The organism is Roseateles sp., assembly GCF_965262435.1.
Classification (GTDB): Bacteria; Pseudomonadota; Gammaproteobacteria; order Burkholderiales; family Burkholderiaceae_C; genus Paucibacter_A.
In genome coordinates, this window is the sequence record NZ_OZ253537.1 from 511,570 (window position 1) to 531,024 (window position 19,455).

Below are 19,455 nucleotides of genomic sequence, written 5' to 3' on the forward strand. Positions count from 1 at the left end.
GGGCGCTCAAGCCAGGGCCACGCGGTTGCGCCCCAGGTGCTTGGCCCGGTACATGGCGCTCTCGGCCCGCGCCACCAGCAGGTCGGTGGCATAAGGCGGCGCATTGGCCAGGCCGATGCTCAGGGTCACGTCCAGGCCTTCGGCCAGCTGACCCCAGGGGTATTGCTCGACGGCCATGCGCAAGCGCTCACAGACCTCGACCGCACGGTCGGCCACAGTGTCCGGCAGGGCGACCAGAATCTGGTCGTCGGCCAGGCGCAGCAGCAGGTCGCGCGCGCGGGTGTTGTCGCGCAACATCTGCGCCAGCACCTGTAGCACCTGGTTGCCCACATCCAGGCCGTGCTGACGGGTCAGGGCCGTAAAGCGGTCGACATCGATCAGGGCCAGGGTCAGCGGTGCCGCGGTCAACTCGGCGGCGCGCACCAGGGCCGGCATGCGTGCCGCCATGCACTGGCGGTTGCCCAAGCCGGTCAAGGGGTCGCGCCAGGAGGCGTCTTCAGGTTCGGCCGGCTCGGCCAAGCCCTGAGTCGCCGGGCGGCGCTCTTCCAGCGAGCGCTCGGCCTCGACCCGGGTGACAAAGAAGCGGGCCTGGGCGGCCAGCTGAGCGACGGCGCGGCCTCGCATCAAGGACAGGTGCTGCTCCAGGTGGCGCAGCGCCAGACTGGCGTCGCCCTGCGCCTGCGCCGCCCGGTAGGCGGCATGGTGCAAGCGGATGCGGAGCTCGCTGAGCGCGCGGCCTTCCGATTCCAGCAGGATGGCGGCCAAGGCTTGCTGGGCGGCCGCCGCGTCGCCGCGCGCCAGCTGCAGCTCGGCCAGGGAGCAACGGACGCGCCAGCCGAGCGCCGGGTAACCATGGGCATCGATATCGGCCAGGACCTCATGCAGCACGGCCTCGGCTTCCTCATGGCGGCCCAGGTGCAGCAGGATCTCGCCGCGGTTGCTGTCGCTGATGGCCAGCACAAAACGCTCACCGATCGCCAGGGCATGAGGGCGCGCCGCCTGCGTGTGCTGCAGGGCGCGAGAGAGCGCATCCATGCCCTCGCGGCGCTGCTCGGCAGTCTCGCTGTAGCGCAACAGCTTGAAATGACTCAGGCCCACCGTGGCGAGGTTGTTGTGGGCGATCAGCCGCTCCGCCGCGCCGGCCTGTTCGCCCACCAGGGCGGCCGCTTCATTCATCAAGCGCTCGGCCTGCCAGGGGTCGCCCATGCGTTCGAGCACGGCACCGACGGCGTTCAGGGCCAGCGCAACCAGCTTGGGGTCAGCCAGCTCTCGGGCCCGCGCCAGGGTTTCATTGACATGGGCCAGGGCCGATTCGAAGTCGCCCTGCTCGGCGGCCGAAAACGCCATCCAGCGCAGCAGCTCGCACAGACAGGCGCTGTTGCCCTGCTCGCGAAACTGCGGCATCAAACGCTGGGCGGCGCTCAGCATCTCGACCATCTCGCCGCGCCGGTACAGATAGAAGCAGCGCCAGCGGCCAGCTTCCAGGTACTCGCTGAACTGGCCCTGGCTGCTGGCAATTTCCCAGGCGCGGGTGGCGGCGGCAAAGCCCAGGCTGAGATCGGCCTGCGCCTGGGCGCGCGCCACCTCCAGACAGGCGGTCAAGGTTTCACCGCTGGCTTCCTCGTCGCTGTGCAGAACGGCTTGCATGGGCGTCTCGATTCAATGGAGGCGCAAGCGTAGCCGATCTGCGACCCGGCTTTGCCCCCTCAGCCGGGCGGCGGGCCGAGTTTTTTCACCACGAGCCCCGCCGGCCTCAGCGGCCTCAGCGGCTGGTCGGCATCACAAACTCGGCGCCCTTGGCGACGCTGGCCGGCCAACGCTGCATCACGCTTTTCTGCTTGGTGTAGAAGCGCACGCCCTCTTCGCCGTAGGCATGCATGTCGCCGAACAAGCTCTTCTTCCAACCGCCAAAGCCCTGCCAGGCCATGGGCACCGGGATGGGCACATTGATGCCCACCATGCCGACCTGGATGCGGCGCACGAATTCGCGGGCGATGTGGCCGTCGCTGGTGTAGCAGGCCACGCCGTTGCCGAACTCATGGGTGTTGACCAGGTCGACCGCGGCCGCGAAATCGGGCACGCGCACACAGGCCAGCACCGGGCCGAAGATCTCCTCACGGTAGATGCGCATCTCGGGCCGCACATGGTCGAACAAGGTGCCGCCGGTGAAGAAACCGCCCTCATGACCGGCCACCTGATGGCCGCGGCCATCCACCACCAGGCTGGCGCCCTCCTCCACGCCCTGGGCGATGTAGCCCTCGATGCGCGCCAGCGCCTCGCGGCTGACGATGGGGCCCATCTCGGCATCGAGTTCCATGCCGTTCTTGATCTTGAGGCGCCGGGCCCGCTCAGCCACGACCGGGATGATGCGATCGGCCACATCGCCGACCAGCACCGCCACCGAGATCGCCATGCAGCGCTCGCCGGCCGAACCGTAGGCCGCGCCGATCAGGGCATCGACCGTCTGTTCGATGTCGGCATCGGGCATCACCACCATGTGGTTCTTGGCCCCGCCCAGCGCCTGCACGCGCTTGCCCTGGGCCGCGCCGGTTTGATAGATGTACTGGGCGATAGGGGTGGAACCGACGAAGCTCAGCGCCTTCACATCGGGGTGGTGCAGCAAGCCGTCCACGGCCAGCTTGTCACCTTGCAGCACATTGAAGACGCCATCCGGCAGGCCGGCGCGTTGCAAGAGTTCGGCCACGAACAAGCTGGGTGAAGGGTCCCGTTCGCTGGGCTTCAGGATGAAGCAGTTGCCGGTGACCAGGGCCAGCGGCGCCATCCACATGGGCACCATGAAGGGAAAGTTGAAGGGCGTGATGCCAGCCACCACACCGAGCGGCTGGCGCAAGGTCCAGTTGTCCATGCCGGCCGAGACCTGGTCACTGAAGTCGCCCTTGAGCAGCTGCGGCGCACCGCAGGCGAATTCGACGATGTCGATGCCGCGCGCCACCTCGCCCTGGGCGTCGGTGAAGACCTTGCCATGTTCGGCCGTGATCATGGCGGCCAGCTCGTCCTTGTGCGCGTGCAGCAGCTCCAGGAACTTGAACATCACCCGGGCGCGGCGCAGCGGCGGCGCATCGGCCCAGGCCGGGAAGGCGGCTTGCGCCGCGGCCACGGCGGCTTGCACATCGGCGGCATCGGCCAATTGCACCTGGCGCGCCACTTGGCCGGTGGCCGGGTTGTAGACCGGCTGGCTGCGCCCCGAGCTGGCGGCTTGTGCACGGCCGTTGATGAAGTGGCCGACATCGTCGCGGCGCTCGAAGGAAGGAACGGGGTTGTGGCTCATGGCTGGAGGTCTCCGGGTCGGTGACCCAGTCTAGGCAGGCCGGGCTGGGCTGCCAATCCATATTCAGCAACCTGATTGTTCGGCAAAATGAACAATCATGAAGTCACTCGCCAGCACTGAAGCGCGCCCTGACCAGCTCTGGGGCCAGCTCCACGCCCTCAGCGTGATCGCCCAGCTGGGCAGTTTCACCAAGGCCGCGCAGCGTCTGGGCCTGTCCAAGGCCGCGGTCAGCCAGCGCATCGCCGATCTGGAGCGCCAACTGGGTCAGAACCTGGTGGCACGCACCACGCGCTCGGTTCGCCTGAGCGAAGCCGGCCAGCGCCTGGTGGCCGAAACAGCCGCGCCGCTGGCCCAGATCACGGCCGCCCTGGGCGCCAGCCGCGACGCCGTCGGCCAGCCGCGCGGCCGCCTGCGCCTGAGCGCACCGGTGGCCCTGGGGCGCCAGCATCTGGCGCCGCTGTTGAATCGCTTTTGCCAGGACTACCCGGAGATCCAGATCGAGCTGGACCTGTCCGACCGCCTGGTCTCTCTGGCCCAGGAAGGTTTCGACCTGGCCGTGCGCCACTGCAGCGCGCCGCCCGACAGCCATGTCGCTGTCAAGCTCTGCGACAGCCGCGCCCTGCTCCTGGCCAGCCCGGCCTATCTGCGCCAACGCCCGGCGCCGCACCGCCCCGAGGATCTGGCGAAACACGCCTGCCTGGCTTACTTGCGCCCCGGGCCGGCGCAGTGGCTGTTCGAGCGCCAGGACGGCGGGCAGGAAGTGGAGCGAGTGAAGGTGCAGGTGCAAGGCCCGCTGCGCGCCGGCAACAGCGAGATCCTGCGCGAAGCGGCGCTGGGCGGCCTGGGCCTGGCCCTGCTGCCCGATTTCAGCGCGGCCGAAGCCTTGGCGCGCGGCGAGCTGGTCGAGCTGCTGCCGGACTGGCGGCCGGTCGGCTTCTTTGGCGACGCCATTTACGCCCTGCGCCCTTGGAGCAGCGCTACGCCGCGGCCGGTGCAACTGCTGGTGACGGCTTTGCGCCAGGCCTTGGCGGACGGCTTTGGCGCAGCCGCAGCGTCGGGGCAAAAAAAACGCCCACCTGGCAGGCCAGATGAGCGTTGAAAGTCCTCGAAAGGACGTCGTTGGGACGTTTGCAAGGGTTCGTGGAACGCCTCGCTTGGTCCGTACTCTAGGTGGCGAAAGCTGGCCTGGATATCCCCATTCGGTGGGAGTTCTCCGGCACTTGACCCGACAGCCGTGGACAAGCACAGCTTCCGCCGGACAATAGCGTCATGAATTCAAACACCAAGCCGCCGCGCCCACGTCCGCCTGCCCACGCCCCCCGACAGGCCCCCGGCCGTCGCCCTGGCTCGGCCCCAGGCCATGGACCCGCTGCGCGGAACGCTGCTCGGCCTGGCGACCGACCGGCACCGCCCGCCGCCGTGAAAGCGCCGGCCGAGCCCCTGAACGAGGCCGAACTCGAGCATTTGCAGACGCTGCTGGATCAGGTGCCGGCGCCGCTGGAACCGCTCGATGTGAGCATGCTGGACGGCTATCTGGTCGGCGTGCTGTTGCAGCCCAAGGCCGTACCGGCCTTTCAGTGGACCCGCCATGTGCTGGACAGCGAGGAAGGCCGCAACCCGCCCGAGCGCTTCGACAGCCGGCCGCTGCTGGCCCTGGTCAAGCGCCGCTACCAGCAGCTCAACCAGGCCATCGTCGACCGCCAGTGGTTCGACCCCTGGGTGTTCGAGATGCAAGGCGAGGATGAAGAAGACGAGGCCGAGCCCTCCGAAGTGGTCTTCCCCTGGGTGGCCGGCTTTGCCCTGGCCACCGAACGCTTCCCCGAGCTGATGCGCGAGGACGCAGCGGACCTGCTGGAGCCCCTGGCTGCCATCTTCATGCACCTGGACCCTGATGATCTTGAGGACGCCGACGACTTGCTCGAAGAGATCGAGTCGCTGGAGCCGCCCAAGGACCTGGAAGAGGCGGTCGAGGGCCTGGTCAGCGCCTGCCTGATGCTGGCCGATGTCAGCCGGCCTCAAGCCAAACCGGCCGCGCCACAGCGCCCGCCGGCCCGGCGCGGCCCGCCACCGCGCGGCCGCTACTGAAGCCGACTTAAGGCTTGGGGGCCCGCGGATCGCGGGTCTGGCGCTTCATCCAGTCGCTCATCTCGCGCAGCACATGGCCTTGCGACTCGCGCGCCGCATAGCCGTGTGACTCCAGAGGCAGAGTCACATAACGGACCTTGCCGCCGGTACCCGCCAGAGCCTGGTACAGGCGCTGGGTCTGGATCGGATAAGTGCCCGGGTTGTCATCGTTCTCGCCGTGGATCAGCAGGATGGGTTCCTTGAGCTTGTTGGCGTAGTTGAACGGTGACAGGCGCAGGTAGACGTCTTGCGCCTCCCAATAGGTGCGGCGCTCGCTCTGGAAGCCGAAGGGCGTGAGCGTGCGGTTGTAAGCGCCGCTGCGCGCGATGCCGGACTTGAACAGATCGGTGTGGGCCAGCAGATTGGCCGTCATGAAGGCGCCGTAGCTGTGGCCGCCCACCACCATCTGCGAGCGCTCGCTGACCCCCAGCTCCACCGCCTTGTCGATGATGGCCTGGGCATTGGCGGTGATCTGCTCGACAAAGCTGTCGTTGACCGTCTTCGGGTCGCCGACCACGGGCATGGTGGCGTCCATCAACACCACATAGCCGTCGAGCAGCAACATCAGCGGGCTGGTACCGCCGAAGGTGTTGAAGCGCGTGGCCGAGCCGCTGACCTGGCCGGCGGTGGAGGCATCGGTGAACTCCAGCGGGTAGGCCCAAACGAAAGTCGGGCGCGGCTCGTCCTTCTTGAAATCGGGCGGCAGGTAGAGCCAGAAGCTCAGCTCCACGCCATCGGCGCGCTTGAACTTGACCAGCTCGCGCTTGATGTCGCGCAGCTGCGGCGTCGGGTCGCGGTGCTGGGTCAGGGCCTGCATCTGGCCGAAATCGGCGCCGCTGCGCAGCAGCAGATTGGGCGGCTCGTTGAAGGTCTCGCGGCTGCTCAGCAGGCGGCCATCGGCCAGCAAGCTGATGGGCCGCTCATAGTGCGTGCTGCCGGACTGGAACAGGCGCTCGGTCTGGCCGGTCTTGAGGCTCAGGCGGTCGATGAATGGTCGGTCGCCGGCCGGGCTGGCGCCTTGGCCGACCAGCAGCAGGCGATCTTCGGCATCCAAGCGCGCGACGCTGTGGCCGTTGGGCAGCACGCGGGTCAGCGGCTGGCCGGGGTCCTTGTAGCGGTCACGCTGGGAGCGGTCCTGCAGGCGCTGCGGCGGCGCGCTGCCGTCCAGCGCCAGCAGGTCGACGCTGAGCCAGCGGCGGTCCCGGTCGAACTCGGCCACCAAGGCGCGTGGCTTGGACTCGACAAAACTCAGGTTGACCAGGCGGCCGGCGGTGCGATGGACCTCGCGAGCCTCGCCCTGGTAGGGCGCGTCCAGGCGCATCAGGCGGTCGCGATGGCTGACCTTGGTGTTCGGGTCACCGCCGTCCAGAGCTTCCACCCAGTAGACGGCGCCATCGGCCAGGGGCGAAGCCCAGTAATTGCGCGGGCCGGTGATCACACCCTCGACCGGCACGCCCTGGCGGATCTTGACGGCACCCAGGCTGCGCAACAGCTTGCCCTGGGCGTCGCGCAGCTCGACCTCGCGGCCGAAGTCGTTGGCGCCGACCTGGTAGCTGAAGGGCGGCACCAGGCGCTCGACCAAGAGCGCGCCTTGCGTGCCCACGGTATGCACCTGGGCAATCAGGCCCGACGCGCCGATCTCGCGCGAGGCGCCATTGCGCAGGTCCACCCGTCGCAGCACGGCGCTAGCCTGGTGCTGGAACAAGGCCTCGTCCTGGCGGTTCTTGAGCAGGTCCTGGCGCGTGAACTCGGGCGAGGTCTGGCCCATGGACTCCTGGATGGACGGACCGCTGGGGACGCTGAACTGCGGCGCCGGGCCGCGCTGATCCGGCACCGCCACCACCACCAACTCCTCGGCATTGAGCCAGGCCACATTGCGCTCGAACATGGTGTTCAGACGCAGGCCGCGCAACGGCTTGAGCGCGCCGGTGGCGACCTCACCAACCCAGAGCTCGATGGCCTTGTCGGTGCGGCGGTTGAGCAGAAAGCGGCGGCCGTCCGGCGACCAGCGCAGTTGGTGGAAAGCGCCATCGGCCGGCAGGCGCACCTCACGGGCCGGCGCCTCGGGCCGTGCCAGGTCACGCAGCTGCAAGGACTCAATCACGCTCAGCATCTGCGGGCCGCCGGCCGCGGCGTCATACCGGCCACCGGCCAGGCGATGGATGGGGCGGGCCAGCTCGGCGATGGTGCGGTGGCGCTGCAACTGAACCACCGCCAGCGTCTTCTGATCGGGCGAGAGCTGGTGCACCGGCAGGCCCGGCGCGTCGAGCACGGCACGCATGGCCGCCGAAGGCTGCTGATAGCCCTCGGCATCAGCCGCGGCCGTCGCTGCTTGCGGCGCTTGCGCGAACGAGGGATTCAGGCTGCCCAGGGCCAAAGCGATGGCCAGGGGCAAAAGACGGGGGGCGGGGCTGAAACGCATGAGTCTGTGTCGCCGTTTGGAAACGAAGCGAGGACTCTAGCAGCGCCAGCCACGGCGCCCCACCTGCCGGCTTTACTGAGTGAAGAGCCGTGCGGCGTGCAAACCCAGGCCGGTGGCGACCGACGCAAAACGGTCGCCGCGCACATGCTGAGCTTGCGGGTAGTCAGCGGCGATTTTCTCGGCCAGGAAGCGCAGGCCGGTGGAGCCGCCGGTGAAGTAGAGGGCATTGATCTGATCGGGCCGCAGGCCGGCCTGGGCCACGGCCTCGCGGCCAGCTTGGACGATGCGGCCGATGTCAGCCTCCAGCGATTGCACCGCCACCGTTTCGCTCAGGGCGACCTCAAGGCCGCTTTCGACCAGGGCAAGGTCGATGACGGTGTCGCCACCGCCGGAGACGGCAATCTTGGCGCCTTCGGCACGGCCAGCCAGTTCATGGCCGAGGTGGTCTTCCACCACCGTCATCAGGCGCTGGTGGTGCTTGATATTGCCGTAGAAGCTGCGCATCTGGCGCAGCTCGGCCACGCGCTGCGGGCTGTAGACGGTGTTGATCAGATGCCAGGTGGCGAGGTCAAAGTAGACGCCGCTGGGCACTTCGCGCGGCGGCGAACCGGCACGCTCGGGGCCGAAGCTGCGGTAACCGAACTCGCGCAGGATGCTGGCCAACTCGATGTGGCGGTCGAAATCGGTTCCGGCGATGTGCACGCCGTGGTTGGCCAGGATGTCGTCGCGGCGATCGAGGCGGTTCATGCGCTCGGGGCCGACACGCACGACGGAGAAGTCAGAGGTACCGCCGCCGATGTCGGCGACCAGCACAATCTGCTCGCGGTCGATCTGGTGCTCGAAATCGAAGGCCGCGGCGATCGGCTCGAACTGGAAATGCACCTCGTCGAAGCCGACCTTGTGGGCGGCCGCTTCCAGCGAGGCTTGCGCGGCGGCGTCGCGTGCCGGCTCACCATCGACAAAGAACACCGGCCGGCCCAGCACCAGCTTGTTCAGGGCACCGACGGCACCCGAAGCCTGCGCCGTGTTGCGCAGGCGCTTGAGGTAGCCGGCCAGGATGTCCGAGTACTTGACGCCTCGGCCGCCACCGACATCGGTGGTCTGCTCGATCAGGCCCGAGCCCAAGATGCTCTTCATCGAGCGCATCAGCCGGCCGTCCGCCCCCTCGACATAGGCCGCCACGGCGGCGCGACCAAAGGCGCGCGGCGGGCCGTCGGCGTCATGCCGGCCCTCCACAAAGTAGAAAACCGCGGTGGGCATGGTGGTGTTCGCGCCTTCCAGCTCCACCAGGCGCATGCCTCCACCCTCCTTGGGCACGGCAATCGCCGAGTTGGAGGTGCCGAAGTCAATGGCGCAGAAGGACGGGGCGGAAGCGTGGCTCATGGGAAATCGGCAGGAATGGGCCGAACGGCAGGGGGGCGCGGATTGTACCGGCCCGCCTGCGGCGCGCGCGCCCGCGCCGCCTGGCTCAGAGGCCCGAACCGTAGAAGTTGAACTCCATGGGCGGGCGGCGTCCGGCCATCAACTCGGCCAGGGCATGGCCGGAGCCGGCGCCATGGGTCCAGCCCAGGGTGCCGTGGCCGGCATTGAGCCAAAGGTTGGCGGCCTTCTTGCTGCGGCCGATGTAGGGGATGTTGGTCGGCGTACTCGGGCGCAGGCCGGTCCAGTAATTGGTTTCGCTGAGGTCGGCCACACCAGGGAACAGCTCTTCGTAGCGCTTGACCAGGGCCTCGCAGCGGGTGCGCGAGGTCGGGCGGTTGAGGTCGCTGTCGAAGCCGCAGAGCTCGGCCGTGCCGGCGATGCGGATGCTGTCGCCCAGGCGTGAGATGGCGATCTTGCGGGTGTCGTCGAGCAGGCTGACAACGCTGGCTTGCTCCGGCTTCTTGAGCTTGAGCGTGGCCGAATAGCCCTTGGCCGGGTAGATGTTGAGGAACTCGCCCAAGGGCTTCACCAGTGCGGGCGTGAAGGAGCCCATGGCGGCGACAAAAGCGTCGGCGCGCAGCTCACGCTTCTTGCCACTGCGCACGTCGGCAATCTGCACCGCGTCGATCTGCTGGCCGCTGTGCGAGAGCTGCAGGATGTCGTGCTCGTACAGGAAGGTGGCGCCACGCTGCTGGCAGAGCTGGGCCAGCTTTTGCGTGAAGACCTTGGCGTCGCCCGATTCGTCGCTGGGCGTGAAGGTGCCGCCGTGGATATTGCGGCCGAAGGCGGCCAGGGCCGGCTCGATCTTCAGCACCTCATCGCGGCCCAGCACGCGGCGGTCCACACCGTGACGACGCATGATCTCGGCACCGGCGGCGCCGGCTTCGAAATCGGCCTGCGAGGAGAAGAAGTGCAGGATGCCGCGCTCCAGGCGCTCGTATTCGATGCCGGTCTGGCTGACCAGGGTCTTGAGCGATTCATGGCTGTAGCGGCCCAGCTGCACCAGCTGTTCGACATTGCGCTCGAAGGCGGCGTTGCTGCATTGGGTCAGAAAGCTCAGGCCCCAGATCCACTGCTTGGGGTCCAGGCTGGGTCGGAACAGCAAGGGCGAGTCGTCGCGGAGCAGCCACTTGGCCACCTTGAAGGGTGCGCCGGCGTTGGCCCAAGGTTCGCAGAAGCTGACCGAGATCTGCGCGCCATTGGCGAAGCTGGTTTCCAGCGCCGCATCGGGCTGGCGATCCACCACGGTCACCTCATGGCCTTGCTCCAGCAGGTACCAAGCGGTGCTGATGCCGATGATGCCGGCTCCCAGGACGACGACTTTCATTGCGTGTACTCCACAAGTTCAAATTCAAACGCCAAGGGGACCCAGCAGCAGTTGTAATCCCAAGGCAAACATCAGCAAAGCGATCAGTGCGTCGATGCCGCGCCAAACCAACGGCCGGCGCAAGGGGCCGGCCGCCGCCGCAGCACCAAAACCCAAAAGCGTGAACCACATCACGGATGCCACGGAGGCGCCCGTCGCAAACGCCCAGCGCAAATCGGCCGGCTGCTGGTTGCCGAGCAGACCCAAGAGCACCACCGTGTCCAGATAGACATGCGGGTTCAGATAGGTCATGGCCAGCGCACTGAGCAAGGTGGCGGCCAAGCCGGCCGAACCGGCGGCGGCTTCGAGCGCACCGTCGCCGCGCCAGGCACGACGGGCCGCTTGCACGCCATACCAGAGCAGGAACAGGGCACCGCCGTAGCGAAAGGCGTTCATCAACCATGCACTGGAGGCGATGGCGGCGCCGAGGCCGAAGACGCCGAGGCAGATCAACAAGAGATCCGACACCGCGCACAGGGCCACCACCGGCGCCACATGGCTTCTCAGCAAACCTTGACGCAGCACCAAAGCGTTTTGCGCACCAATGGCCATGATCAGGCTGGCTCCGCTGAGCCAGCCTTGGGTCATGGCGCCGAGGGCGCTGGGGCTGCTATCCATCATGGGTGGCGGATTGTCGGCAGAGTCCGTGCAAACCAGAAGCGTGATTCATATTTGTCGGCGTACATTAGCCGGACTTATGAAAGACCTGGATTCCGCCGGACTGGACTGCTTGGCCGCCCTGGCCGATGAGCGCAGCTTCGAACGCGCCGCTCAGCGCTTGTCCATCACCCAAAGCGCCATCTCGCAGCGCCTGCGCAGCCTGGAGGCGCAGGTCGGCCAGTTGCTGGTGGTGCGCTCACGGCCGCTGCGTCTGACCGAGCCAGGCAAGGTGCTGCTGCGGTTTGCACGCCAGCTGCAAGCACTGCGCACCGACGTGGCGCGCGAATTGGGCGCGCAAGTGGCGCCGAACGAACGCATTGCCATCGCCATCAATGCCGACAGTCTGGCCACCTGGGTGCTGCCGGCGCTGGACCCGGTGGTGCAGGTTGGCCTGCGCGAGGGCTATGGGCTGGAGCTGGTGGTGGACGACCAGGACTTCACCCATGACTGGCTGCGCCAGGGCGAAGTGCTGGGCTGCGTCAGCACGGTCAGCCAGGCGCTGCGCGGCTGCCTGGTGCAACCGCTGGGGGTGATGCGCTATGTGGCGGTGGCCAGCCCGGATTTCCTGCGGCGGCAGCTGCCCGAGGGCCTGAACGAGGCCAATTTCGCCAGCACGCCCTTCCTGGTCTTCAACCGCAAGGACGACAGTCAGGTGCAGTGGGTGTCCAAGGCCTTCCAGGTACAGGCACCGCGGCTGCAGGAGCGCTATGTGCCGTCCAGCGAAGCCTATGTGCAGGCCGTCCGCATGGGCTGGGGTGTTGGCGTGGCGCCGGAGCTGCAGGTGCGGCCACTGCTGCAGAGTGGGGCGCTGGTGGTCCTGCGGCCGGAGTTGAGCGTCGATGTGACTCTGTACTGGCATCAGTGGAAACTGATGTCGGATCTGGTGGCAGCACCGGCAAGGGTGGCCTTGCTGGACCAGATCGGCCGGGCGCTGGCCCTGGGCGCGCGCGCAGCCTTGTCGGTGTGATGTGCGCTTATTCGGCCCGGGCCGACGATGCAGCCGGCGCCACCACGGCAGCCACCACCACATCAGCGCTAGCGACGCCCTGAGCCAGACGGCGGGCCACGGGGCGGTTCTGGTCCTGGACCGAACTGGCCAGCACCACGGCGCTACACATGACCAAACCGACCATGCTCAGGGCGAGCCACTTCATCAAAGATGCATTCATCGGGATTTCTTAATTGGTGTTCGTGACGCAGTTGGCGTCTTGGGAGCACGGAGAATAGCCACAAGGGCCTGTGCTGACCATCCACCCAAGGGGGGTATGAAGGGTTTTTCCCCTCACATCCAACAAAGGATATGTGGAAAGGCAATTTTGCCACTTCCAAAAACCGTGTCTTTTTACCAACTGCACTGCGAAGAGCACCCAGTTTGGGGGTTCGCGAACTCGGGCCATCGCGCACACTGGTTTCACAGCACCTGATGCCCGCTTTACCTACCGATGTGCGAGGTTTGACATGCGATTCGCCCCAGCTTTGCGCTTCTTCCGCCGCAACTCGCCCAGCGTGCATGAGCAAGACCCGGCCGACCTCGGTACTGCCTTCGGCATGGAGGCCAGCCTGGAAGATGGCGACGACTACCGCGCCAGCATCAGCGAGGTGGAACTGGAGTCGCAGCGCTCCCGCGCTGCGCTTGAATCCCCGCTGGCTTGGCTGTCTGCCAAGCGCAGCTGAAACGACGAGCTCAGCGCACCAGCAGCACCGGCACGCTGCAATGCGCCATCACTTTGGTGGCCACTGAACCGAGCACCAAGTTGCCGATCGCACTGTGGCCATGCGAGCCCAGGATGAGCAGATCGAACTTGCCTTTTTCGGCTGCACTGGCGATCACGTCGGCCGCTGGCCCCACCTTGTTGACGAACTCGGCCGGCAATTTCTGCTTGGCAAAGAAGGTGCGCAGCGTTTTCAGGACCTTTTCGCCTTCGTCGGCGTAATAGCCTTTAATCACATCCTTGTCGAGCACGGCGGCCGCCCGAGGCGGAATGGCCGGCACCGCATGCAGCACGGTGTACTGGTGCGCACCACCCAGCCATTCATCGTGAGCGGCCAGATAGGCCAGCATGCGCTTGGTGTAACTGCTTCCATCAACGGCAACGAGAATCTTCATCGACAACACTCCTTGATGCGCCGAGAACAAGTGTCCGGCTTCAACTCCGAAGTCTGACACAGGAGCGCACCGTCCTGCTGATGTCGGTCAAGCTCGATCGGGAAACACCTCGATCAACAAGAGGGGCTCGAAGCGCGCCGGTTCGCCCTTGCGACCGTGGCCACGCGCATTGCAGACCACCCGGGTGTGGCCGCCGGCATGCTCGAAGCGGTAGTCATTCTGGCAGTGCAGATGCCCATGCAACCACAGGCGCGCGCGCGGCAGCAGCGCTTCGTCGTCATTGCAGAAACTGGCTGTGCCGGGCTGCTTGCCATAGCGCGGGTCCGCACTGCGCAAGCTGGGCGCGAAATGGGTGATGACCACGGTGGCGTCCCAGTCCGCGCCATGTTCAGCCTGGCTCAGCGCGCCTTCCAACCAATGCCGGCAGCGCAGGGCTTGCTCACGCACGGCGGCAGCGTCAAAGGAAGCGCCGCCGCGGGTGGCGCCCATGACCCGCTGAAAGTAGCTGCCGGCGCGCATGGCGCGCTCGCGCTGCGCCGGGCCGAACGCGTCGAAATCACTCCAGCGCGTGCTGCCCAGAAAGCGCACGCGCCGCCCGGCAGCATCGCTGCGGATGCAGGCGCTGTCGTCGAGCAGGGTGAAGCCCAATTCGTCCGACAGGGCTCGCAGGCCCGAACGGGCCTGATCAAAGTCGCGCCCGTCGTATTCGTGATTGCCGGGCACAAACAAAACCGGCACGGGCCAATCGCGAAAGCGGCGCAAGCCGTCCCAGCGGCTGTCCACATCGCCGGCCAGCACCAGCAGATCGGCGCCGGGCGCCGGCTCAGGATCGAAGGACTCCGTCTCCAGATGGAGGTCGGACAGCAGTTGCAGGCGCATCAGGGCTGGGCCGGCTCAGCAAAGCCGCGCCACGCTCAGTTGGCGCCGTGGCACTGCTTGTACTTGCGGCCCGAACCGCAGTGGCAAGGGTCGTTGCGGCCGAGCTTGGGGCCTTCCCGGCGCAGGGTCTCGACGTGGTAGCGCTGTTCTTCGGTCAGATCGCGAAGGTCGGCCACCGTGACGATCAACTCTTCGATCGCCTCGTCCAGATCCTTGAGCGGGTGCTCGCGGTCCAAGGTGGCGACCACTTCCTTCTCTTCGTCCGTTTCTGCGGGCAGATGGCGGTAGAGGCGCGCCAGGGCGGCCATCACGGCGTCGTCCGGCATATCGGCCAGATCGGGGAAGCACAAAGCGGCATGCTGAAAACCCGCCACCCAGGGCATCAGCGTGCGCGAAATCAAGCTCATGCCGGCATAGGTGGCTCGGGCCTGGGCGTCTTCCTCGTTGGCGTCGGCAGGCGCAGGCGCTGCAGCATCCGCATCGCCCTCGGCAGGCTCTTCCAGGTCGAGCACGACGGGGTCGAACCAACCGTCTTCCACCATGGCCTTGTTGAGGGCGGTGTAGCGGCGCTCGACCAGTTCACGGATGCGGGCCAGCCAGGTCGCGTCGACTTCCTCGGGAAGCACGCCACCGTCGTAGTCGAAGATATTGGGCAGCCACTCCTCGATGTCGATCATGCGCGGCTGCACCAGCACGCCGCAGAGGTAGCCGTCCAACATGGACGCGTCCAGTGCCTGCAGCGGGGCGGGCGTGGTGGCAAGAAGTTCGTCGAGTTCGGCGAACTCGGTGTCGGTCAGGTCGATGCTCATGGTGCGATTGTCGCCGCAGTGGCTTCGTTCGCAAGCACTCCCACCGCCTGGGCTCGCCGCGCGGCCTCGATCACACGCTCACGGAGCCAGCTCTCGGCACTGCGCCCTTCGCTGCGCAAATGCCAGAGCATGTCCACATGAACCCGAGACAAAGGCACCGGCAAGGGGCGTTCGATCAACTGACTGCGGTAGCCCGTGGCTTCGATGAAGCTGGCGGGCAGCACCGTCAGCAAGTCAGATTGAGCCACCACCCGCCCGGCCGTGAAGAACTGGTTGACCGTCAACACGATACGACGGCTGCGGTTCACAGCATTCAGGGCTTCATCGACAAAGCCATGGGGTCGCCCGGAAAAGCTGACCAGCAGGTGATGGGCCGAGCAGTAGGCATCGAGGTCCAAGGTCTGCTCCGCCAAAGGGTGGCCGCGGCGCATGACGCAGACGTACTCGCTGTCGTAGAGCCGATGCTGGAGAATCACCGACTGGCTGCCCTGGGCGCGCAAGGCGGCCACAGCGCCGGGAAAGTAGCCCACGGCAATGTCCACCTCGCCTTGGTCGAGCAGGGCGCGCGGGTCGCGGGTGGTCAGCGGCAGCACATGGACATTGGCCAAGGCGCGCGCCTGCTCCAGCTGCGCCACCAGGGGCGGCAAGAGCAAGGCCGCCGTGGCGTCGGCCATGGCAATGCGAAAGGTGTGTTCCTCCTGCTCGGGCTGGAACTCCCCCGGCGCCAGCAGCGATTGCAGACGCTGCAAGATCAGGCGCACCTCGGGCCACAAGCCCTCGGCCCGCGAAGTCGGTTTCATGCCAAAGGCCTGACGGACGAAGAGATCCTCGCCCGTAGCCTCGCGCAGACGCTTGAGCGCGTGGCTGACAGCGGGTTGGGTCATGGCCAGACGCTGGGCCGCCCGGGTCAGGCTCTGTTCGGCCATCACCGCATCGAAGACGCGCAGCAAGTTCAGATCGAGATTGCGGAAGTTCACGGCATTCACCCTGACTCAAGATATACGGATTATTTATATCTTCAATTCCAACAATTCATTGGCAATCGCACTAGGGTTTACCCGACAATCACGCATCGGTTCAAAAAACCACCCAACAGGAATTGCCATGAGCATCGCGACCCAAACTTTCGGCCTCCCCGCACGTCAGAACCTGCGTCAAAACGTGCGTCATGGCGGCACCTTCACCGCCATCGGCGCCCGCGTCTGGCTGCGCTTGATGGAATCCGTCAAGGCCCGCATGGCCGCTGCGGCCGAAGCCCGCGCCCAGCGCGAACTGCTGGCCCTGGCCGACTTCTACCAAGACAGCATGCCCACTTTCGCCGCTGAGCTGCGCGCCGCCAACTGCCGCCGCTGAAACCGCTTCGGCAGCCTCGCGCTGCCTACGGACGTAAAAAAGCCCGCTTCTGCGGGCTTTTTGCTTTCCGAGCTGGCCTTTGCTGCGATTGCGGCAAAAGCCAAGCTCAGAGACCCATCACTCGGCGGCTAGGCGCGCTTCGATCTTGGCCTTGGTGGCGGGCAACTCGGCCGGCAGGTGATACGCCAGCTGGGCAAACAGCTCTTCATGCAGGCCCATCTCGACCGCCCAAGCGGCCTTGTCGATATGGGTGGTGATGTTGAACTGCTCCTGGCTGAAGTCCAAACCTTGCCAGTTGATGTCCTGGTAGCGCGGGGTGACGCCAAAGGCATGCTCCTCGCCCTGGCCCGTGCCTTCGACACGGTCCAGCATCCACTTCAGCACGCGCATGTTTTCGCCGTAGCCCGGCCAGACGAACTTGCCATCGGCTCCCTTGCGGAACCAGTTCACGCAGTAGATGGCCGGCAGCTTGGCGCCGGACGTCGCGCAAAGAGCCTGCAACTTCTTGCCCATGTCCAGCCAATGCTGGAAGTAGTCGCTCATGTTGTAGCCCATGAAGGGCAGCATGGCGAAGGGGTCGCGGCGCACCACGCCTTGCTGGCCCGCAGCGGCGGCGGTGGTTTCCGAGCCCATGGTGGCGGCCATGTAGACGCCTTCCACCCAGTCACGGGCTTCGGTCACCAGGGGCACGGTGGTCGAGCGGCGGCCGCCGAAGATGAAGGCATCGATGGGCACACCGGCCGGGTTGTCCCAATCGGCGTCGAGCGCCGGGTTGTTGATGGCTGAGACGGTGAACCGTGCATTGGGGTGCGCGGCCTTGGCACCGGTTTCCTTGGCGATCGCCGGGGTCCAGTCCTTGCCTTGCCAGTCGATCAGGTGGGCCGGCGGGGTGTCGGTCATGCCTTCCCACCAGACATCGCCGTCGTCGGTCAGGCCGACGTTGGTGAAGATCACGTTCTTGTTCAGGCTGGCCATGCAGTTGAAGTTGGTCAGCGTGTTGGTGCCGGGGGCGACACCGAAGTAACCGGCTTCAGGATTGATGGCGTAGAGGCGACCATCAGCACCGGGCTTGATCCAAGCGATGTCGTCACCGATGGTGGTCACCTTCCAACCGTCAAACGCAGCCGGCGGAATCAGCATGGAGAAGTTGGTCTTGCCGCAGGCGCTGGGGAAGGCGGCCGCGAAGTGGTACTTCTTGCCCGCAGGCGAGGTCACGCCCAGGATCAACATGTGCTCGGCCAGCCAGCCTTGGTCGCGACCCATCGTCGAGGCGATTCGCAGGGCAAAGCACTTCTTACCCAGCAGAGCATTGCCGCCGTAGCCCGAACCGTAGGACCAGATTTCACGGGTTTCCGGGAAGTGGACGATGTACTTGGTCTGGTTGCACGGCCACTTCACATCGGCCTGGCCTGCCTGCAGCGGCGCGCCAACGGTGTGCACGCAGGGCACGAAGGTCCCGTCTTGGCCCAGCACGTCCAGCACGGCACGGCCCATGCGGGTCATGGTGCGCATGTTCACGGCCACATAAGGGCTGTCTGACAGTTCGATGCCGATGTGGGCAATGGGCGAGCCGATCGGGCCCATGCTGAAGGGCACGACGTAGAGCGTGCGGCCGGCCATGGCGCCCTTGAACAGAGCCTTGTCGCCGGTCTGCAGCAGGCTGCGCATCTCGGCCGGGTCCATCCAGTTGTTGGTCGGGCCGGCGTCTTCGTTCTTGGCCGAGCAGATGTAGGTGCGGTCTTCCACGCGAGCCACATCGCTGGGGTCGCTGCAGGCGAGGTAGCTGTTGGGGCGCAGGGCGGGATTGAGTTTCTTGAAGGTACCGGCGGCGACCAGTTGGGCGCAGAGGCGGTCGTACTCTTCTTCAGAGCCGTCACACCAGTACACATCCTTGGCCTGGGTCAGTGCCGCGACCTCGGCCACCCAGGCGATCAAGCGCTGGTGTTTGACATAGGCCGGCACATTCAGGCGCAGCCCTTCCATCACGGGTTGGTTCATAGCGTTCCCAATCAATATAAAAGCAGAATTGGGTCAAGCTCGTAAGCATGCACTCACTTGATAGGGAGTACACGCAGGTCGGGCCTGACCCAATGCCGCTGATGACCAAGCCCGCTGTGACGGTTCCGGCTCTCTCAGGCAAGGCTCACTCCGGTGGGAGCAGCGCGCTTCGATCGATGCAATTCCCCCGTCGGTTCACGGCGGGAGGTCAATTGTCACTCCAATGTAACGACGCCGTAACTCTGGGAGAACCCGCTGTTATGCATTTCCAGAATGAAGTCATGCCCGCGTCGGATTGCAGTGGCATCGCTCGACCGAGGCGCGAGATTTGTCACACTTCAGCCCATGAGCAAACTGATCAGCATCAATGTGGCGGCCGCCCAGACCTTGCGCTGTCTGGACGGGCAAGAGGTGCGCAGCGGCATCGCCAAGCGCCCGGTTCAGGGCCCGATCTCCCTCAAGCCAATGGGGCTGACCGGCGATGAGCAGGTCGACCTGAGCGTCCACGGCGGACTCAGCAAGGCCGTGTACGCCTACCCTCAGGAGCACTACGCTTTCTGGCAAACCGTGCGCGCCCAGGCCGGCGCGGCTGCCTGGGGCGAAACGCTGCCGCCGGGCAGCATGGGCGAAAACCTGACGCTGACGGGCCTGCTCGAAAGCCAGGTCTGGGTGGGTGATGTGCTGCGCTTCGCCGCGGCCGAAGTGATCGTCAGCGAGCCGCGCCAGCCCTGTTTCAAATTCAACGCCGTCATGGGCTTCAACAAGGCCGCCAAGCTGATGAGCGAGAGCGGTTGGTGCGGCTTCTACCTGGCGGTCAAGACGGGCGGCTCCCTGCAGGCCGGCGAGAGCTTCGAGCTCCTGCCGGGGCCGCGGGAAGTGTCGATATCGGAACTCTTCAGGGCCAGGATGCGACGCTGACCCTCAAGCTAGACGGTGTAGCCAGCTCACCTATTCCCCGGGCAAACACCCATCGCCAGTTCCAGGACTGCATCAAAGAATGCGGGCCATTCCAAACAACAAGGGCCG

At 66.2% G+C, this 19,455-nt stretch carries 18 protein-coding genes; 6 read left to right on the forward strand and 12 right to left on the reverse strand.

Annotated elements, in window-relative coordinates; translation table 11 throughout:
• Positions 1-6 precede the first annotated feature (6 nt).
• Together ACQY39_RS02285 and ACQY39_RS02290 are read right to left on the reverse strand one after the other, a co-directional pair.
• Complete coding sequence (locus ACQY39_RS02285; RefSeq protein ID WP_428503279.1) at positions 7-1,647, reverse strand: diguanylate cyclase; 1,641 nt, start codon at positions 1,645-1,647, stop codon at positions 7-9.
• A gap of 115 nt (positions 1,648-1,762) precedes the next feature.
• Entirely contained in the window at positions 1,763-3,289 is a 1,527-nt protein-coding gene (locus tag ACQY39_RS02290; RefSeq protein ID WP_428503280.1) for a CoA-acylating methylmalonate-semialdehyde dehydrogenase, read from the reverse strand.
• A 97-nt stretch (positions 3,290-3,386) separates the two neighbouring features.
• On the opposite strand from ACQY39_RS02290, the gene ACQY39_RS02295 reads away from it, so the two are divergent.
• Together ACQY39_RS02295 and ACQY39_RS02300 are read left to right on the forward strand one after the other, a co-directional pair.
• Positions 3,387-4,388, forward strand: a complete 1,002-nt coding sequence (locus ACQY39_RS02295; protein ID WP_428503281.1) for a LysR substrate-binding domain-containing protein — start codon at positions 3,387-3,389, stop codon at positions 4,386-4,388.
• Positions 4,389-4,708: 320 nt separating this feature from the next.
• Complete coding sequence (locus tag ACQY39_RS02300; RefSeq protein WP_428503282.1) at positions 4,709-5,374, forward strand: YecA family protein; 666 nt, start codon at positions 4,709-4,711, stop codon at positions 5,372-5,374.
• Between the two features lie 7 nt (positions 5,375-5,381).
• Here the strand turns inward: ACQY39_RS02300 and ACQY39_RS02305 are convergent, their stop codons facing one another.
• The 4 genes from ACQY39_RS02305 to ACQY39_RS02320 all read right to left on the reverse strand — a co-directional run bounded on the left by ACQY39_RS02305 (position 5,382) and on the right by ACQY39_RS02320 (position 11,244).
• Positions 5,382-7,835, reverse strand: coding sequence for an alpha/beta hydrolase family protein (locus ACQY39_RS02305; protein WP_428503283.1), 2,454 nt, complete (start codon positions 7,833-7,835; stop codon positions 5,382-5,384).
• Positions 7,836-7,907: 72 nt separating this feature from the next.
• The gene (locus ACQY39_RS02310) at positions 7,908-9,218 is read right to left on the reverse strand and encodes an Hsp70 family protein (protein ID WP_428503284.1); all 1,311 of its coding nucleotides are present in this window, start codon (positions 9,216-9,218) and stop codon (positions 7,908-7,910) included.
• Positions 9,219-9,303: 85 nt separating this feature from the next.
• Entirely contained in the window at positions 9,304-10,584 is a 1,281-nt protein-coding gene (locus tag ACQY39_RS02315) for a D-amino acid dehydrogenase (RefSeq protein WP_428503285.1), read from the reverse strand.
• Between the two features lie 24 nt (positions 10,585-10,608).
• A complete protein-coding gene (locus tag ACQY39_RS02320) occupies positions 10,609-11,244 on the reverse strand; it encodes a LysE/ArgO family amino acid transporter (protein ID WP_428503286.1) in 636 nt (211 codons plus the stop codon).
• Between the two features lie 76 nt (positions 11,245-11,320).
• Here ACQY39_RS02320 and ACQY39_RS02325 point away from each other — a divergent pair, with 76 nt between their 5' ends.
• On the forward strand, positions 11,321-12,250 hold the full coding sequence (locus ACQY39_RS02325) for a LysR family transcriptional regulator ArgP (protein WP_428503287.1): 930 nt from the start codon (positions 11,321-11,323) through the stop codon (positions 12,248-12,250).
• A 7-nt stretch (positions 12,251-12,257) separates the two neighbouring features.
• Here ACQY39_RS02325 and ACQY39_RS02330 read toward each other — a convergent pair whose 3' ends face one another.
• Complete coding sequence (locus ACQY39_RS02330) at positions 12,258-12,452, reverse strand: hypothetical protein (protein ID WP_428503288.1); 195 nt, start codon at positions 12,450-12,452, stop codon at positions 12,258-12,260.
• A 289-nt stretch (positions 12,453-12,741) separates the two neighbouring features.
• Between ACQY39_RS02330 and ACQY39_RS02335 the strand changes: the two genes are divergently transcribed.
• Positions 12,742-12,957 (forward strand): hypothetical protein, encoded by a 216-nt coding sequence (locus ACQY39_RS02335; RefSeq protein ID WP_428503289.1) that lies wholly within the window; start codon positions 12,742-12,744, stop codon positions 12,955-12,957.
• Between the two features lie 10 nt (positions 12,958-12,967).
• Here ACQY39_RS02335 and ACQY39_RS02340 read toward each other — a convergent pair whose 3' ends face one another.
• The 4 genes from ACQY39_RS02340 to ACQY39_RS02355 all read right to left on the reverse strand — a co-directional run bounded on the left by ACQY39_RS02340 (position 12,968) and on the right by ACQY39_RS02355 (position 16,055).
• Positions 12,968-13,390 carry a universal stress protein gene (locus tag ACQY39_RS02340; RefSeq protein WP_428510704.1) on the reverse strand — a complete coding sequence of 141 codons (423 nt, stop codon included), beginning with the start codon at positions 13,388-13,390 and terminating at the stop codon, positions 12,968-12,970.
• 87 nt (positions 13,391-13,477) lie between these two features.
• The gene (locus tag ACQY39_RS02345; protein WP_428503290.1) at positions 13,478-14,269 is read right to left on the reverse strand and encodes a metallophosphoesterase; all 792 of its coding nucleotides are present in this window, start codon (positions 14,267-14,269) and stop codon (positions 13,478-13,480) included.
• 35 nt (positions 14,270-14,304) lie between these two features.
• The gene (locus tag ACQY39_RS02350) at positions 14,305-15,078 is read right to left on the reverse strand and encodes a UPF0149 family protein (protein ID WP_428503291.1); all 774 of its coding nucleotides are present in this window, start codon (positions 15,076-15,078) and stop codon (positions 14,305-14,307) included.
• Positions 15,075-16,055, reverse strand: coding sequence for a LysR family transcriptional regulator (locus tag ACQY39_RS02355; protein WP_428503292.1), 981 nt, complete (start codon positions 16,053-16,055; stop codon positions 15,075-15,077). The genes ACQY39_RS02350 and ACQY39_RS02355 overlap by 4 nt, the downstream gene beginning before the upstream one ends.
• A gap of 127 nt (positions 16,056-16,182) precedes the next feature.
• Between ACQY39_RS02355 and ACQY39_RS02360 the strand changes: the two genes are divergently transcribed.
• On the forward strand, positions 16,183-16,431 hold the full coding sequence (locus ACQY39_RS02360) for a hypothetical protein (protein WP_263518046.1): 249 nt from the start codon (positions 16,183-16,185) through the stop codon (positions 16,429-16,431).
• Positions 16,432-16,548: 117 nt separating this feature from the next.
• Here ACQY39_RS02360 and ACQY39_RS02365 read toward each other — a convergent pair whose 3' ends face one another.
• Positions 16,549-18,429, reverse strand: coding sequence for a phosphoenolpyruvate carboxykinase (GTP) (locus ACQY39_RS02365; protein WP_428503293.1), 1,881 nt, complete (start codon positions 18,427-18,429; stop codon positions 16,549-16,551).
• Positions 18,430-18,774: 345 nt separating this feature from the next.
• Here ACQY39_RS02365 and ACQY39_RS02370 point away from each other — a divergent pair, with 345 nt between their 5' ends.
• Entirely contained in the window at positions 18,775-19,347 is a 573-nt protein-coding gene (locus ACQY39_RS02370) for an MOSC domain-containing protein (protein ID WP_428503294.1), read from the forward strand.
• Positions 19,348-19,455 lie beyond the last annotated feature (108 nt).

Excerpts from the sequence above, each read along its gene's own strand:
- ACQY39_RS02360 (WP_263518046.1), top strand. The coding sequence starts at position 16,183 with ATGAGCATCGCGACCCAAACTTTCGGCCTCCCCGCACGTCAGAACCTG.
- ACQY39_RS02330 (WP_428503288.1), bottom strand. The coding sequence starts at position 12,452 with ATGAATGCATCTTTGATGAAGTGGCTCGCCCTGAGCATGGTCGGTTTG.
- ACQY39_RS02325 (WP_428503287.1), top strand. The coding sequence starts at position 11,321 with ATGAAAGACCTGGATTCCGCCGGACTGGACTGCTTGGCCGCCCTGGCC.
- ACQY39_RS02290 (WP_428503280.1), bottom strand. The coding sequence starts at position 3,289 with ATGAGCCACAACCCCGTTCCTTCCTTCGAGCGCCGCGACGATGTCGGC.
- ACQY39_RS02305 (WP_428503283.1), bottom strand. The coding sequence starts at position 7,835 with ATGCGTTTCAGCCCCGCCCCCCGTCTTTTGCCCCTGGCCATCGCTTTG.
- ACQY39_RS02350 (WP_428503291.1), bottom strand. The coding sequence starts at position 15,078 with ATGAGCATCGACCTGACCGACACCGAGTTCGCCGAACTCGACGAACTT.
- ACQY39_RS02370 (WP_428503294.1), top strand. The coding sequence starts at position 18,775 with ATGAGCAAACTGATCAGCATCAATGTGGCGGCCGCCCAGACCTTGCGC.
- ACQY39_RS02295 (WP_428503281.1), top strand. The coding sequence starts at position 3,387 with ATGAAGTCACTCGCCAGCACTGAAGCGCGCCCTGACCAGCTCTGGGGC.
- ACQY39_RS02320 (WP_428503286.1), bottom strand. The coding sequence starts at position 11,244 with ATGATGGATAGCAGCCCCAGCGCCCTCGGCGCCATGACCCAAGGCTGG.
- ACQY39_RS02345 (WP_428503290.1), bottom strand. The coding sequence starts at position 14,269 with ATGCGCCTGCAACTGCTGTCCGACCTCCATCTGGAGACGGAGTCCTTC.
- ACQY39_RS02315 (WP_428503285.1), bottom strand. The coding sequence starts at position 10,584 with ATGAAAGTCGTCGTCCTGGGAGCCGGCATCATCGGCATCAGCACCGCT.
- ACQY39_RS02285 (WP_428503279.1), bottom strand. The coding sequence starts at position 1,647 with ATGCAAGCCGTTCTGCACAGCGACGAGGAAGCCAGCGGTGAAACCTTG.
- ACQY39_RS02335 (WP_428503289.1), top strand. The coding sequence starts at position 12,742 with ATGCGATTCGCCCCAGCTTTGCGCTTCTTCCGCCGCAACTCGCCCAGC.
- ACQY39_RS02340 (WP_428510704.1), bottom strand. The coding sequence starts at position 13,390 with ATGAAGATTCTCGTTGCCGTTGATGGAAGCAGTTACACCAAGCGCATG.
- ACQY39_RS02310 (WP_428503284.1), bottom strand. The coding sequence starts at position 9,218 with ATGAGCCACGCTTCCGCCCCGTCCTTCTGCGCCATTGACTTCGGCACC.
- ACQY39_RS02365 (WP_428503293.1), bottom strand. The coding sequence starts at position 18,429 with ATGAACCAACCCGTGATGGAAGGGCTGCGCCTGAATGTGCCGGCCTAT.